The organism is Streptomyces albidus (ex Kaewkla and Franco 2022) (assembly GCF_013870515.1).
Classification (GTDB): Bacteria; Actinomycetota; Actinomycetes; order Streptomycetales; family Streptomycetaceae; genus Streptomyces; species Streptomyces albidus.
Genome location: NZ_JACBXA010000144.1, coordinates 1 through 15,191 on the forward strand (window position 1 = coordinate 1; position 15,191 = coordinate 15,191).

The 15,191-nt window shown below is 70.6% G+C and carries 13 protein-coding genes and 1 pseudogene; 9 read left to right on the plus strand and 5 right to left on the minus strand.

Translation table 11 applies throughout. The annotated features are described in order from the left end of the window. Positions 1 to 459 precede the first annotated feature (459 nt). Both H5J26_RS19855 and H5J26_RS19860 read left to right on the plus strand, forming a co-directional pair. Positions 460 to 1,749, plus strand: a complete 1,290-nt coding sequence (locus H5J26_RS19855; RefSeq protein WP_181767258.1) for an ATP-grasp domain-containing protein — start codon at positions 460 to 462, stop codon at positions 1,747 to 1,749. A 58-nt stretch (positions 1,750 to 1,807) separates the two neighbouring features. Next, a complete protein-coding gene (locus H5J26_RS19860) occupies positions 1,808 to 3,847 on the plus strand; it encodes a CocE/NonD family hydrolase (RefSeq protein WP_181767259.1) in 2,040 nt (679 codons plus the stop codon). Between the two features lie 136 nt (positions 3,848 to 3,983). On the opposite strand, the gene H5J26_RS32050 is transcribed toward H5J26_RS19860, so the two are convergent. Further along, complete coding sequence (locus H5J26_RS32050; RefSeq protein WP_268933117.1) at positions 3,984 to 4,112, minus strand: LPFR motif small protein; 129 nt, start codon at positions 4,110 to 4,112, stop codon at positions 3,984 to 3,986. Between the two features lie 174 nt (positions 4,113 to 4,286). Further along, positions 4,287 to 5,813, minus strand: a complete 1,527-nt coding sequence (locus H5J26_RS19865; RefSeq protein WP_235980841.1) for a hypothetical protein — start codon at positions 5,811 to 5,813, stop codon at positions 4,287 to 4,289. Positions 5,814 to 5,937: 124 nt separating this feature from the next. Between H5J26_RS19865 and H5J26_RS19870 the strand changes: the two genes are divergently transcribed. Next, positions 5,938 to 6,855 carry a 2-dehydropantoate 2-reductase gene (locus tag H5J26_RS19870; protein WP_181767260.1) on the plus strand — a complete coding sequence of 306 codons (918 nt, stop codon included), beginning with the start codon at positions 5,938 to 5,940 and terminating at the stop codon, positions 6,853 to 6,855. A gap of 7 nt (positions 6,856 to 6,862) precedes the next feature. On the opposite strand, the pseudogene H5J26_RS19875 reads toward H5J26_RS19870, so the two are convergent. Both H5J26_RS19875 and H5J26_RS19880 read right to left on the minus strand, forming a co-directional pair. After that, positions 6,863 to 7,240: pseudogene (locus H5J26_RS19875) on the minus strand (RNA-binding S4 domain-containing protein); the annotation flags it as partial. Positions 7,241 to 7,279: 39 nt separating this feature from the next. After that, complete coding sequence (locus tag H5J26_RS19880) at positions 7,280 to 7,636, minus strand: PRC-barrel domain-containing protein (protein ID WP_181767262.1); 357 nt, start codon at positions 7,634 to 7,636, stop codon at positions 7,280 to 7,282. Between the two features lie 163 nt (positions 7,637 to 7,799). On the opposite strand from H5J26_RS19880, the gene H5J26_RS19885 reads away from it, so the two are divergent. From H5J26_RS19885 to paaK, 6 genes are all read left to right on the plus strand, one after another. Beyond that, complete coding sequence (locus tag H5J26_RS19885) at positions 7,800 to 8,327, plus strand: (2Fe-2S)-binding protein (RefSeq protein ID WP_181767263.1); 528 nt, start codon at positions 7,800 to 7,802, stop codon at positions 8,325 to 8,327. After that, the gene (locus H5J26_RS19890) at positions 8,324 to 9,316 is read left to right on the plus strand and encodes an FAD binding domain-containing protein (protein ID WP_181767264.1); all 993 of its coding nucleotides are present in this window, start codon (positions 8,324 to 8,326) and stop codon (positions 9,314 to 9,316) included. Before H5J26_RS19885 ends, H5J26_RS19890 begins: the two co-directional genes overlap by 4 nt. Then, a complete protein-coding gene (locus tag H5J26_RS19895) occupies positions 9,313 to 11,460 on the plus strand; it encodes a xanthine dehydrogenase family protein molybdopterin-binding subunit (protein WP_181767265.1) in 2,148 nt (715 codons plus the stop codon). Before H5J26_RS19890 ends, H5J26_RS19895 begins: the two co-directional genes overlap by 4 nt. Before the next feature lie 48 nt (positions 11,461 to 11,508). After that, on the plus strand, positions 11,509 to 12,240 hold the full coding sequence (locus H5J26_RS19900) for a haloacid dehalogenase type II (protein WP_181767266.1): 732 nt from the start codon (positions 11,509 to 11,511) through the stop codon (positions 12,238 to 12,240). Positions 12,241 to 12,335: 95 nt separating this feature from the next. Next, positions 12,336 to 12,743 carry a hydroxyphenylacetyl-CoA thioesterase PaaI gene (gene paaI / locus H5J26_RS19905; protein ID WP_419183826.1) on the plus strand — a complete coding sequence of 136 codons (408 nt, stop codon included), beginning with the start codon at positions 12,336 to 12,338 and terminating at the stop codon, positions 12,741 to 12,743. A 2-nt stretch (positions 12,744 to 12,745) separates the two neighbouring features. Next, positions 12,746 to 14,095 (plus strand): phenylacetate--CoA ligase PaaK, encoded by a 1,350-nt coding sequence (paaK, locus tag H5J26_RS19910; protein WP_181767268.1) that lies wholly within the window; start codon positions 12,746 to 12,748, stop codon positions 14,093 to 14,095. Positions 14,096 to 14,118: 23 nt separating this feature from the next. On the opposite strand, the gene H5J26_RS19915 is transcribed toward paaK, so the two are convergent. Beyond that, positions 14,119 to 14,931, minus strand: coding sequence for an SDR family oxidoreductase (locus tag H5J26_RS19915; RefSeq protein WP_181767269.1), 813 nt, complete (start codon positions 14,929 to 14,931; stop codon positions 14,119 to 14,121). Positions 14,932 to 15,191 lie beyond the last annotated feature (260 nt).

The following is a 15,191-nucleotide window of genomic DNA, read 5'->3' on the forward strand; positions in this document are numbered from 1 at the left end:
CCCTCGGTCGGCCAACGGCTCGTCCTCCCGCAGGAAGACCGCCTAGCCGAAACGCTCAACCCCTCGCAGCGTCTGGGGAGTTGCCGGAGCCGGGGTCGGCTCCGGCAACCCTCGGCGCGGTGTCCCGCCTGTGCGGGCGGCGCCTCGCTGTGACGACGGCGGGAGCCGGACCGTCGGTGACCGCTCGCAGTCCGTGGGCGGTCGCGCGTGCGGCCATTTCGCCCGGCTCTGAGGCCCCCTTCGAGTGATCTTCGAGCGCCCTTTCAGGTGCGCGCACTCAGGCCCGCCCTCTGCCGCTTCTTGACCTCCTCCGGCCGCTTTCCGATCCGGACGGCTCTCCCCTGACCGAGTCCCCGTACACCCCCTTCGCCGGGAGACGAGGAACACAGCTGAGTCAGGTTCGTGACTCCTTCACCGGGTACCGCGGAAAGCCCCGACCAGGACAGATGTGAAGGAGTAATGGTGAGTCGGAAGAACATCTTCGTCATCGGGATGGACGAGGCGAACCTGCGGGTCCTGCGAGAGGTGCCCCACGCCGAGGACTACGCGTTCCACCCCCTGCTGGATGTCGAGGAGCTTCAGGTCGGAGAGGTCTCCGTGCCCGACCTGCTGGAGAAGGCCCGCGCCCAGCTGGACGCCTTCGACGGTTCGATCGACGCGGTGGTCGGCTACTGGGACTTCCCCGTGAGCACCATCGTTCCCATCCTCGCCGGCCAGTACGGGCTGCGCAGCTCCAGCCTGGAGTCGATCGTCAAGTGCGAGCACAAGTACTGGAGCCGGCTGGAGCAGCAGAAGGTCATCAAGGAACACCCGCGGTTCGACCTGGTCTCCCTGGTGGAGGACGATCCGCGTCCGCCCGAGGGCATGAGCTTCCCGATGTGGCTCAAGCCCGTGAAGTCCTTCTCGTCCGAGTTGGCCTTCGGGGTCGACGACAAGAAGGAGTTCACCGAGGCCGTCGACAAGATCCGTGAAGGGATATCCCGCGTCGGGCGGCCCTTCGAGTTCATCCTCGAACAGCTCGACCTGCCTCGCGAGATCGAGGAAGCGGGCGGACAGGCCTGCCTGGCCGAGGAGTCCCTCACCGGTGTGCAGGCGGCGGTCGAGGGCTACGTCTTCGAGGGCAAGGTGACGGTCTACGGCGCGCTGGACTCCATCAACTATCCCGACAGCTCCAGTTTCATGCGCCACCAGTACCCGTCGGCGCTGCCCGAGCCGGTCCAGCTCCGCCTCAAGGACGTCTCGAAGCGCGTCATCGAGCAGGTCGGCATCGACAACGCCACCTTCAGCATCGAGTACTTCTACGACGCGCAGACCGACGCGATCAACCTGCTGGAGATCAACCCGCGGCACTCGCAGTCGCACGCAGAGCTGTTCGAGTACGTCGACGGCGTCAGCAATCACCACTGCATGGTCAGCCTCGCCCTCGGAGAGGACCCCAACCTGCTTCCCAAGCACGGGAAGTACGCCGTCGCGGCGAAGTGGTACCACCGGTGGTTCGCCGACGGGATCGTCAGGCGCGTACCGACGCCGGAGGAGATCGCGCAGGTGGAGCACGACATCCCCGGGGTGAAGATCGAGGTCGTGCCGGAGCAGGGGCAGCTGCTCTCCGACAGCCCTGGCCAGGACAGCTACAGCTACGAACTCGCGCACCTCTTCGTCGGGGCCGACAGCGAGGACGAGATGCGCGAGAAGCACGACCGCGCCCTGGCCGCACTGCGCTTCGAGGTCGAGGACCCCGCAGCCGGCTGACGAGGAGCACGACGGCCACGTCAGCGACGGCCCACGTCAGCAAAGGAGCCTTGAGGTCATGCGTTTCGTGACCAACCTGCCGCACAAGATCGAGGAAGAGGAACACGTCTGGATCCCGGTCTCCGACGGCACCCGTCTGGCGGCCCGCATCTGGCGCCCCGCCTCCTCCTCGGAGGAGCCCGTTCCGGCGGTGCTGGAGTACATCCCGTACCGCAAACGCGACCTGTCGTCCGTACGCGACTCGATGCACCACCCCTACATCGCGGGTCACGGCTACGCCTGCCTGCGCGTCGACCTGCGCGGTACCGGCGAATCCGAGGGCGTCCTGTCGGACGAGTACCTGGAGCAGGAGCAGTCCGACGCCGAGGACGTGCTGGAGTGGATCGCTGCTCAGCCGTGGTGCAACGGCCGTACCGGGATGATGGGCATCTCCTGGGGCGGGTTCGCCGCGCTGCAGGTGGCCGCGCGCCGTCCGCCGAGCCTCCAGGCCATCGTCATCGCGTCCTTCACGGACGACCGGTACGCCGACGACATGCACTACATGGGCGGCTGCCTGCTCTCGGACAACCTGGCGGAGGCGGGCACCATGTTCGCCTACGGCACGTGCCCGCCGGATCCGGCGCTCGTCGGCGAGCGCTGGCGTGACATGTGGCTCGAGCGGCTCGAGAACACCCGTCCCTGGGCGCTGGAATGGCTGCGTCACCAGCGCCGCGACGACTACTGGCGGCACGCCTCCGTGTGTGAGGACTACGACGCGGTGCAGTGTCCCGTCCTCGCCTCCAGCGGCTGGGCCGACGGCTACTCCAACGCGGTCTCGCGGCTGCTGAGCCACCTGGACGGGCCCCGCAAGGGCCTGGTCGGTCCGTGGTCGCACAAGTTCCCCCACCTCGGGGAGCCCGGCCCGGCCATCGGATATCTCCAGGAGGTCGTGCGCTGGTGGGACCACTGGCTCAAGGACGCCGACAACGGCGCGATGGACGGCCCCATGCTGAGCACCTGGATGCAGGAGAGCGTTCCGCCGTCCACGGCCTACGAGGAGCGGCCCGGACGGTGGGTGGGCGAGCCGTCCTGGCCGTCTCCGGCGATCGAAGCGGTCCCGCACCCGCTGAGCCGGCACCGCGTCGGCGATCCCGGCGAGAGCGTCGCCGAGGAGGAGCTCACGATCCAGTCGCCGCTCTCGGTCGGCCAGTTCGCCGGCAAGTGGGCCTCCTACAACGCGCCGCCCGACCTCCCCTACGACCAGCGCGAGGAGGACGGCGGTTCGCTGGTCTTCGACACCGAGGAGCTGACCGAGCGGGTGGAGATCCTCGGCTCGCCGACCGTCGAGATCGAGTTCTCGGTGAGCGAGCCGGTGGCGATGGTGGCCGCGCGGCTCTCCGACGTCGCACCCGACGGCGCGAGCACTCGCGTCACCTACGGGCTGCTCAATCTCACCAGGCGTGACGACGCCGACCTGCCCGAGGCGTTCGAGCCGCGCCCGCTGGAGCCGGGCCGCCGTTACCGCGCCACGGTGCAGCTCAACGGCGTCGGCCAGGCCTTCCCGCCCGGCCACCGCATCCGGCTCTCGCTGTCCACGTCGTACTGGCCGCTGGCGTGGCCGCCGCCCAAGCCGGTGCTGCTGAGCGTGTACGCGGGATCCAGCACCCTGACGCTCCCGGTGCGTCCGCCCACGGAGCAGGGGGAGATGCGCACCCGGCCCTTCGAGGAGCCCGAAGGCACACCGCCGCTGGAGACGACCACGCTCGTGCCGGGCGAATCGCGCTGGGAGGTCAGCCGCGACCTCGTGAACTACGGGTCGGCGCTGGAGATCGTCAAGGACGCCGGGACGATCCGCTACGAGGACATCGGCCTGGACGTGGGCCGCAGGGCCTACGAGCGGTACGACTCGGTCGCCGACGACTTCGAATCGGTGCGCGGGGAGTCCGCCTGGACGATGTCCTTCGCCCGCGACGACTGGAACGTACGGACGGAGACGCGCACGGTGCTGCGCTCCACCGAGACGGAGTTCGTGGTCAACGCGACGCTCGACGGCTACGAGGGGGACCGCAGGGTCTTCTCCCGCACCTGGAATGAGCGCGTGCCGCGCGACCACATCTAGAGGCCGGCCCGGTCGGCCCGCGGTGTGGCACCGCAGACGAAGAGGCCCCTCACCCCTGGCCGTTCAGTGCCTGGGGGAGGGGCCTCTTGCGGGTTCGTCCGGCTCTGCCGGGCAGGTGCGCCGCCGCACGGCAGGATCAGTGGCGGCCGTGCGCACTGTCCGAGACTCCGCCGAAGAGCCGGGCGACCAGACGGAAGGGCAGAGTGACCACCGTGGCGATGGCTCCACCGATCGCGCGCACCACGTCCGCGAGTGCCTTGAACATGATCGACCTCCAATGAGTCCACTTGCTCCTGGTCGCAGCTGCGACCGCGCCTTGTCTGGTGTCCCTCATTCGGCCCCGGAAACACCGAACGTGGCCCTCGGACAAGGTGATTCGGAAGACACCGGCCCCCGCGAACACCCGTTCGCGGGGGCCCGCGGGGGCTGCTGGGACGGCTCAGCGCTGTGCGGCCCCGCCGCGTGCGCCCGCGGGGGCGACGTACACGCGGTAGCCGGGCAGGTGCTTCAGCGGCGCCGAGCGCCAGGCGCGCGCCCAGCTCGGAGGCCGCTGATAGTGCCGGACTGTGACGGCCATCGGTTCGTCACGGCGCGCCAGTTCCCGCAGGCCGGTGCCGGTGATGCTGATGTCGTGGCCGTGGGACTGCCGCGAGGCGCACCCCGCGTAGTGGCTCATGGGAACGGCGAGCGGCCCGGTCAGCGTGCAGGGTGGACGCAGGCCGAGACGGTGCATCGTGGATGCCGCCTCCGTCATCTGCTTCGTCACCTGGTGGTTGCGCTCGAGCACGGAACCCAGCACCTGGTACTGCACGCCGAAGTGGCTGCCGAGCAGCAGTGCGGGAAGGACGATCAGGACCAGGGGGCGTCGCCCGTCGGGTCTCTGCGCGAACGCCCGCCGCACGCACTCGGCGACCGGCAGGGCGAGCAGCGCGTAGGAGGGCAGCAGGAAGCGCGGTGCCGCGTACCCCATGAGGAACAGATACGGCAGTGCGAGGCCGGTCGCCGTCACCGCCGCGAGCACCGCTGTGTCCCTGCGTCCCGCCCGTACGGCCGACGCGATGCCGCCCGCGGCCAGCAGCGGCAGAGCGAACCACCACAGCGCCGTCTGCGGTTCCTCCCACGCCATGTCGCAGGGCCGGCAGAGCATCCGGCCCTGCAGGCTGCGCACGTGGTCCCCGATCGCGATGTTCCAGCCCATGCCGCCCTGGATCTCGCTCGCGCGGTGCAGCCGCGTCAGCAGCCCTCCGTAGGTGGTGAAGGCCTCCACGATCCACGGGCCCGCCCCGAGCAGCGCGCCGCCCGCCAGCCCCCCGAGGACCACCACCCGGCGCCAGGCCGGCACCAGTACCGCGGCACCGCCGAGTGCCAGCACCAGCCATGCCGCGTCCGGCGGACGCATCAGCGCGACGACACCGACGGAGGCGACGAGTCCCACGGCGGCCCTGCGGTCGCCCGGGTGCCGCACGCAGCGCAGGAAGCAGCCCACGGCGGTCAGCGAGCCGAAGGCGCACCACAGGTTCGGCATGGCCTGCGGACCGTAGAAGAGACTGATCCACAGTCCGGCGAAGAGTGCACCCGCCCAGGTCAGTACGGGCAGCGGCAGCAGCCGTCGCCACACCCACAGCGAGACCAGCAGTCCCGCGCCGGAGAGCACGGCGAGGAAGACGCGCAGCAGAGTCGTCGACGACGTGAACGCGACGAGGGGCGCCACGAGATAGGAGATGCCCCGCGCGCGGGGTGCGCTGAAGAAGGCCGCCGGAGATCCGTCGACCTGGCTCACGTAGACGGTCTCGTCCCAACCGAGCCCCGTGCCGGGCAGTACGAGGAAGATCTGCAGCATTGTGTAGGCGGCGGCGACGGCGCCCAGGTGGAGCAGAGGATGCCCGGCGGGCCCGGGCCCGTAATCGGGGAGGCGTTTGAGACGGTCGGTGACTGGCGCGCTCGGAGCTGCAGGCAGCACGTACATGGCCGAACCTCGTCCCGCTTGTGAAACCGGCAGAGAGCTCTATGCGTAACACCCGATATGTCGGTTTTGCGGTAATGGGGACCCCGGCCCGGTCACGCGCGGACGTGCGCATACGATCGTCTGCATGCGTTCTTCTGCCTCCGCCGCACACATAGCGGTGATCGGCGGCGGCGCGATCGGCGGGCTCACGGCCGCCGTCGCGCACGAGGCCGGTCACGACGTGACCCTCTGCCTCCGGGCACCGCTGGAGGAGCTGACACTGCGGACCGGCGGTGACGAGCTCCGCCCCGACCTGCGTTTCGCCACGAGCCCCGGAGACCTCGCGGACCGCGGCCCCGCGGACTGGGTGTTCCTGACCACCAAGGCGCAGGACACCGAAGGCGCCGCCGACTGGCTCGCCGCGCTGTGCGGCCCGGACACGGTGGTCGCCGTCATCCAGAACGGCATCGATCAAAGGGAGCGCGTCGGCCCGCTGCTCCCGTCAGGGGCGCACATCCTGCCGACGCTGGCCTACATGGCCGTCGAGCGCGTCGCACCCGGCCGCATCGTGCACTACACGGGCAACGAACTGCACGTTCCCCAGGGCCCGTCGGCGGAGGCCTTCGTGAAGCTGCTCGACGGCAGCCGTCTGACGGTGCGTCCCGTCGAGGACTTCCGTTCGGCCGCCTGGCGGAAGATGTTCACCAACGTCGCGGTCAACCCCCTCACAGCCATCCTCAAGCAGCGCATGCACATCCTCGGCGACCCGGAGATGCGGCAGCTCGCCGAGGACGTCCTCATGGAAGGACTCGCCGTCGCCCGCGCGGAGGGCGCGCAGCTGGACGAGGAGGACGTACACCGCGCGCTGCGCGCCAACGCCTCGGTGCCGCCCGACGGCGGAACCTCCACGCTCTACGACCGCCTGGCGGGCCGCCCGCTGGAGCACGAGCACATCACGGGCGCCGTCGTGCGCGGTGCCGAGCGGCACGGCATCGACGTGCCGCTCAACCGCATGCTGCTGACGCTGCTGCGGGCCGTCGACCGCGAGCTGCGAGGCAGCTGAGGCTGCGTCAGTGCGGTCCGTCCTGAAGGCCGCGCAGGCGCTCCATCTCCCGCCGGTCGCGCTTGGTCGGGCGTCCCGCACCGCGGTCGCGGCGCCCTGCGGGAGCGACCGCCTCGCGGGGCGGCGGCGGGGGGCTGTTGTCGACGTAGCACTCCACGGCCACCGGCGCACCGACGCGTTTCCGTACGACGCGGGAGACCACCACCACGCGCTCCCGCCCGGCCTGGCGCAGCCGCACCTGGTCGCCCACCCGCACCGGGTGGGCAGGCTTGACGCGTTCCCCGTTGACCCGCACATGGCCGCCGCGGCAGGCCGAGGCCGCCATCGACCGCGTCTTCGTGAGCCGCACGGACCAGATCCAGCTGTCGACCCGTACGGTGCCTCCGTCATCCGCCATGTCACGACTGTAGAGGCATACGGGTGATCAGCGGCGGGCCAGCCGCCGCTCGCCTCCTGCGCCCGTCTCGTAGTCCAGTTCGTAGTGCGCGAAGACGGCCGGCTCGTCCTCGGCCGCCAGCTCACCGTCGGTCGCCATGGAGGGGGCGGAGCGCACCACGTTCTTGGAGTGGGCGACCCGTAGGTATTCGGGGCCGACGGTCGCTCCGTCCAGCGGTACGAACACCAGCCGCCGCCGTGTGGGCAGGCCGACGGTGAGGGTGGCGAAACTCGGGTTGTCCGTACGGGTGTCGACGTAGACGGCCTCCAGTGTGCCGATCTTGCTGCCGCTGGAATCGACCACGTCGCGGTCACGCCATTCGCGGATGTCGCCTGCCTCGAACATCTCCGGCCGTCCCTCCGCACTGTCCCTGATGATTGTCCTGGATGGTTCCCACTCCGGCGTCCCGCACCGGAGGTCCCCAGCTTGCCGCTCCTGCCGGGAACCCGCACGCGGCCGCCTGCCGGCCAAGGTTTGGCTCCTCCAGCCCGGGTGGTACCCGAGCGAGGTGGATTCTCACCTCACCCTCCGGGTCGACGGCGAAGAGTGGTCGCTGACCGTGGACACACGCACCACGCTGCTCGACGCCCTGCGCGACCGGCTTTCGATCACCTCGCCCAAGAAGGGGTGTGACCACGGGCAGTGCGGCTCCTGCACGGTGCTGATCGACGGGCGGCGGAGACTCAGCTGCCTCACGTTCGCCGTCGCGCACGACGAAGCGGAGATCACCACCGCGGAGGGGCTCGCCACGGGGGAGTCCGAACTGCACCCCGTCCAGCAGGCGTTCCTCGACCACGACGGCTTCCAGTGCGGCTACTGCACACCGGGCCAGATCTGTTCAGCGGTCGGCATGCTCGCGGAGGCCGAGGCGGGCCATCCCAGCGTGGTGACTCCGACCGGGAACGGGAGCGGCGAATCCGGCCGCCCGGCGGTACTCGACGACGACGAGATCCGGGAGCGCATGAGCGGCAACCTGTGCCGGTGCGGCGCGTACGTCAACATCGTCACGGCGATCCGGGCGGTGGCGCGGCGATGATCCCCTTCGACTACTCGCGCGCCACGGACGCCCGTACGGCCGTGGCCACCGTCATGGCACGACCGGACGCCGCCTTCCTCGCCGGCGGAACCAACCTCGTGGACCACATGAAGCTCGGTCTGGCCTCCCCCGAGCTCCTCGTCGACGTGACGCGGCTGCCGTTGGACAGGATCGAGGAGCTGCCCGACGGCGGGATGCGCATCGGGGCCACGGTCCGCAACAGCGACCTCGCCGCGCACCCGCTGCTGCGGCGGCGCTACCCCGTTCTCTCCCAGGCGCTGCTGGCGGGCGCGTCCGGACAGCTGCGGAACGCGGCGACCACCGCCGGGAATCTGCTCCAGCGCACACGCTGCGGCTACTTCCAGGACGTGACCACACCCTGCAACAAGCGTGAGCCGGGTTCGGGCTGCGCGGCCGTCGGAGGATGGAACCGTCACCACGCCGTGCTGGGCGCCTCCGAACACTGCCTGGCGGTCCACCCCTCGGACATGGCAGTGGCCATGAGCGCTCTCGACGCTGTGGTGATCGCGATGGGCGCGGAAGGCGAACGCCGCATCCCCGTCCGGGAGTTCCACCGGCTGCCCGGCGACACCCCCGAACGCGACACCGTCCTCGAACACGGTGAGCTCATCACCGCCGTCGAGCTGCCGCCGTCGCCCCCCGGCGCCCGCTCGGCCTACCGCAAGGTGCGTGACCGGGCCTCCTTCGCCTTCGCTCTGATCTCCGTCGCGGCCGTGCTGGAGACCGATGGCGACCGCGTGCGGGATGCCCGTATCGCCTTCGGCGGCGTGGCGCACAAGCCCTGGCGCGCCACCCGCGCGGAGGAGGCACTGCGTGGTGCCGCCGCAACGGAGGACGCCTTCCGGCAGGCGGCCGACGCCGAGTTGGGGGCGGCACAGCTGCTGCCGGACAACGCCTTCAAGGTCCCCATGACGCGCAACACCCTCGCAGCCGTGCTGCGCGAGCTGGCCACTGAGGAGCGGCGATGACACGCCCCGACACGGACTCCGCACTGTCTTCGGAGTCCATCGAGCCGTTGAACATCCAGACGGTCGGCACCTCGCTGCCGCGGGTCGACGGGCACGCGAAGGTCACCGGCACCGCGACCTACGCCTGGGAACACGACCTGCGCAATCCCACGTACGTGTATCCGCTGCAGTCGGCGATCGCGCGGGGCCGGGTGCTGAGGATGGACGCCACGCAGGCGGAGTCCGTCGACGGCGTGATCGCCGTACTGACCCCGTACAACGCCGCACGTCTCGCGGACACCGGCAACGCGGAGCTGGCGGTCCTGCAGTCCGACGAGATCGCCTTCCGGGGCCAGCTCATCGGCGCGGTCGTCGCCGAGACCCCCGAGACCGCCCGGCATGCCGCGTCCCTCGTCGGCGTCGAGTACGAACAGCAGCCGCACGACACGGAGTTGCGCGCAGACCGCCCGGACCTCTACCGGCCCGATCAGGTCAACCCCGTCTTCCCCACCGACAGCGAAGAGGGCGACGTGGAGGCGGCACTCGCCGCCGCGGCGGTCACGCTCGACCAGACCTACAGCACCCCCATGGAGCACAACAACCCGATGGAGCCGCACACTTGCGTCTCCGTGTGGGACAACGCCGGCACCGGAGCGGACGGCGGACCGCGGCTGACGCAGTACGACTCCACCCAGGGAGCGCACGCCGTACGGAAGAACATCGCGCGGCTCTTCGAACTCGCTCCCGAGCGGGTGAGGGTGATCTCCCCGCACGTGGGCGGCGGCTTCGGCTCGAAGGGGATGCCCCACGCCCACAACGTGCTCTCGGCGCTCGCCGCCCGTGCCGTCGCGGGCAGGCCCGCCAAACTGGCGCTCACCCGGCAGCAGTTGTTCGACCTCGCAGGGCACCGCACCCCCACGGTCCAGCGCGTGCGGCTCGGAGCCGACGCCGACGGGCGCCTGACGGCGCTCTGCCACGAGGCCGTCGAACACACCTCGAAGGTCAAGGAGTTCGCGGAGCAGACCGCTGTCGCGTCGCGCCTGATGTACGCCGCGCCCAACCGGCGCACCACTCACCGGCTCGCCCTGCTCGACGTCCCCGTCAACACGTGGATGCGCGCGCCCGGCGAGTGCCCGGGGATGTTCGCCGCCGAGGTCGCCATGGACGAACTCGCCGACGCGTGCGGTCTGGACCCCATCGAACTGCGCGCCATCAACGAGCCCGAGAGCGATCCCTCCACCGGGAAGCCCTGGTCCCACCGCCGCCTCGTGGAGTGCCTGCGTACCGGCGCCCGGCGCTTCGGCTGGGACCGCCGCGCCGAGGCGGGCACGCGCCGCGAGGGTGACTGGCTGGTGGGTCTCGGGGTCGCGAGTGCCACCTACCCCTCCTGGGCGATGCCGGGATCGGCCGCGGAGATCGAGCGCACCGCGGACGGGCGGTACGCCGTACGCATCGGCGCCGCCGACCTGGGGACGGGGACGTGGACGGCCCTCAGCCAGATCGCCTCGGACGCCCTCGAGTGCCCCTTCGACGCGGTGCACTTGGAGATCGGTGACACCGATCTGCCGCCCGCGTCCGTCGCCGGAGGCTCCTCGGGCATCAATTCCTGGGGCTCGACGATCGTCGCCGCGGCCCGCGCCTTCCGCGCGGAGCACGGAGACAACCCCGCCGCCGGCGCCCGCACCTCCTCGAAGACCCCGGAGAACCCGGACATGAAGCGCTACGCCGTGCACTCCTTCGGCGCGCAGTTCGCCGAGGTGCGCGTGAACGCCGACACCGGGGAGGTCCGCGTGCCCCGCATGCTCGGCGTCTTCGCGGCCGGGCGCATCATCAACCCCCGTACCGCACGCTCCCAGTTCATCGGGGGCATGACCATGGGGATCTCCATGGCGCTGTTCGAGGAGAGCGTCCTCGACCACGGCACGGGCCACGTCGTCAACCACGACTTCGCGCAGTACCACGTCGCTGCCAACGCGGACGTCGGCGACATCGAGGCCACCTGGCTGGACGAGCCCGATCCGCACGCCAACCCGATGGGCGCCAAGGGCATCGGCGAGATCGGCATCGTCGGAGCTCCCGCGGCGGTCGTCAACGCCGTCCACAACGCGACCGGCATCCGCGTACGCGATCTGCCCGTCACCCCGGACAAGCTCCTGAGGGCGTGACGGCTCAGGGAGCGCGCCCGGTGCCGAGGTCCGAGTATCTTGCGCGGCATGTCTCCAGATCACACTGACCGGACGGACGCCGGAGCCCTCCGGGTCGTCGTCTTCGACGTCAACGAGACCCTCAGCGACATGACGCCTCTCCGCAGCCGGTTCGAGGACGTCGGCGCCCCGGGACACCTGCTGCCCACATGGTTCACCGGGGTGCTGCGTGACGGCTTCGCCCTGACCGCGGCGGGCTCGTACGCGGACTTCGCCGACGTCGCCCGTGACGGTCTGCTCTCGCTCCTCCCGGACGTGCCGGGCTGGTCGGGCGACGCCGACGCCGCAGCCCGGCACATCCTCGCCGGCCTGGCCGAGCTGAACGTCCATCCGGACATCCCGGCCGGCGTGCGCGCCCTGCGGGAAGCCGGACTCCGTCTGGTGACGATGACCAACGGGGATCCGGCGCTCACCGAAGGTCTGCTGGAACGGGCAGGCGTACGCGACCATTTCGACACGCTCCTCGGCGTCGGCGGCCCCCGCTGCTGGAAGCCGGTGCCGGAGGCGTACCGGTACGCCGTTCGCATGGCGGGGGTGGAGCCCGGAGAGGCGGTGCTGGTCGCGGTGCATCCGTGGGACGTGGACGGCGCGCAGCGCGCGGGCCTAGCGGGCGCGTGGCTGCGCCGCGGCTCGGCGGGCCGCTACCCCGAGACGCTGACGCCGCCCGACTGGAGCGCGGACGACCTGGAGGAGCTGGCCCGCTCGCTCGCGCGGGAGCGCCGGAGGACTGCCCACCCTTGACAGCCAGGGCCGTTGCTGGATTACTGGACCGCGCCGCAAGGCTAACCGAATGGTCGGTCGGGAAGTACGAGAGCGTGGAACGTATGACGCATGCCATGAGCGACGGGTCGGCGCAGACGATGTTCGCCGCGGACCAGGCGTCCCAGGGGCTGGGCATCACCTTGCTGGAGGCCGGGGGCGGCGCAGCGAAGCTACGGATGACGGTGACCGGGGCCATGGTCAACGGCCACGGCATCGCGCACGGCGGATATCTCTTCCTCTTCGCCGACACGGCCTTCGCCTGCGCGTGCAACAGCCACGGCCCGGTGACTGTCGCCTCCGGAGCCGACATCTCCTTCGTCAGATCGGCCGAGGAGGGTGACGACCTCGTCGCTGTCGCAGAGGAGCGCACGCGCTACGGCCGCAGCGGAATCTACGACGTCAGCATCCTGCGGGACGGCGAAGTGATAGCCGAGTTCCGCGGCCGCAGCCGTACCGTGCGAGGCATGGAGGAATCACCGTGACGATGAGCGAGACCCCGGCCTCCGCCGACGTGCCGCGGAGGAAGGGCGAGCCGCTGCCGGACGTGCTGCGCGACGCCGGCGAGCAGATGGGCCGTGAGGAGCTGCGCGCCTACCAGCTCACACGCATACAGCGGACCCTGCGCACCGCCTACGACCAAGTCGAGCTGTACCGCAAGAAGTTCGACGCGGCGGGAGTGCGTCCCGAGGACTGCCGCACGCTGGAGGACCTCGCCCGCTTCCCGTGCACCACCAAGGCGGATCTGCGGGAGACCTATCCCTTCGGGATGTTCGCCGTCCCCATGTCCGAAGTGCGCCGCATCCACGCGTCCAGCGGCACGACCGGCCGTCCCACGGTGGTGGGCTACACCGAGGGCGACATCTCGATGTGGTCCGACATGGTCGCGCGCTCCATCCGCGCCGCGGGGGGACGTCCGGGGCACAAGGTCCATGTCGCCTACGGCTACGGGCTGTTCACGGGCGGACTGGGCGCGCACTACGGGGCCGAGCGCGCCGGCTGCACGGTCATCCCCGTGTCCGGAGGCATGACGGCCCGCCAGGTTCAGCTCATCCAGGACTTCGAGCCCGAGATCATCATGGTCACGCCCTCCTACATGCTCACTCTGCTGGACGAGTTCGAGCGTCAGGGCGTCGATCCGCGCGGCACCTCGCTGAGGATCGGCATCTTCGGGGCGGAGCCCTGGACGGAGGAGATGCGCGCTGAGATCGAGGAGCGGCTCGACATCCACGCCGTCGACATATACGGGCTGTCGGAGGTCATCGGCCCCGGTGTGGCGCAGGAGTGCGTGGAGACCAAGGACGGCCTGCACATCTGGGAGGACCAGTTCTACCCGGAGATCGTCGACCCCTTCACCGACGAGCTCCAAGGCGAGGGCCAGGAGGGCGAGTTGCTCTTCACCTCTCTCACGAAGGAGGCCATGCCGGTCGTCAGGTACCGCACTCGGGACCTGACGCGGCTGCACCCGGGCACCGCCCGTCCGGCGTTCCGGCGGATGGACAAGGTCACCCGGCGCTGCGACGACATGATCATTCTGCGCGGCGTCAACATCTTCCCGAGCCAGGTGGAGGAGATCCTGCTGCGTACGCCCGGCATCGCCCCGCACTTCCAGCTGCATCTGGGCACGCGCGGCCGGATGGACCACATGACGGTCCGGGCCGAGGCCCGGCCGGACACCGGCACGGACCGGCGTGAGACCGCCGCTTCAGCGATCACCAAGGCGATCAAGGACGGCATCGGGCTCAGCGTCGCCGTCGAGATCGTCGACCCGGAGACGCTGGAGCGCTCCGTCGGCAAGATCCGCCGCATCGTCGACGAGCGGGAGGGGCGCGGCTGACGGCGGGCGCGGCGCTCCTGGCGTCACGCGTCCGCCTCGCCCGCCCCGAAGTTGGTCGTGGTGAACTGCGGGTTGGCGATGGTGAATCCGCCGTCGACCACGAACGACTGCCCCGTGGTGTACGCCGCCGCGTCGGAGGCGAGCCAGGCGATCAGTGAGGCGACCTCGCGCGCGTCGCCCGGCCGGGGGACCGGCAGCGCCGGACGGCTGACGGTGTGCACGTCCACGTCGGCCATGCCCGACATCGGGGTGGCGATGAGCCCGGGCGCGACGGCGTTCGCCGTGATGCCGTACGCCGCCAGCTCCAGGGCCATCGACTTCGTCAGGCCTCCCAGCCCGTGCTTGGCCGTGTTGTAGGCGGTGGCCGACGGCAGCGGGGTGTGCTCGTGGACGGACGTGATGTTGATGATCCGGCCGCCGTCGCCCTGGTCGATCATGTGCCGCGCCGCGCGCTGGCTCAGCAGGAAGGGGCCTTCCAGATCCACGGAGAGCACGTGCCGGAAGTCGTCGAAGGCCATCTCCGTGAACGACGCTTTGCGGTTGATGCCCGCGGCGTTGACCAGAACGTCCAACCGGCCGAAGACGTCCGCGAATTCGTCGACCACGTCCTCCGCACCGGGCAGCCGGCTCAGATCGAGGGGGCGCACCTCTGCCCTGCGCCCGTGCCCGCGTACCTCCTCCGCCGTGCGCTCGGCCTCGGCCTCGTCCAGGAACCAGGTGATGCCGACGTCGAAGCCCTGCCGGGCCAGTACGGCCGCCGTCGCCCTGCCCATTCCTGACTCCGAACCGGTGACGACGGCGACCTTCGCGGGGCCCTGAGTGCTGGTGGTCTCCATGCTGGGGCTGCTCCTCCTGAACGCGGTGCGGAACGCTCGTAGCTGATGCTGCAAGGGTGCCCGCGATCACGGGAGGTGGCTACGCGGGAGCGGGGGAGAGGTGATGCCGTGGTGCGGCTCCCTCACGGCCGGTCGATGCGCAGCGTGCGGCAGAGCTCCCATGTGCCGCCGTCCCGGTAGGCCCCGCGCAGCCCGTCGAACGTGCCGATGCCGCCGCGCGCGATCAGCACGTCGTCGGCGAGGGAGGAGGTGGCGACCGT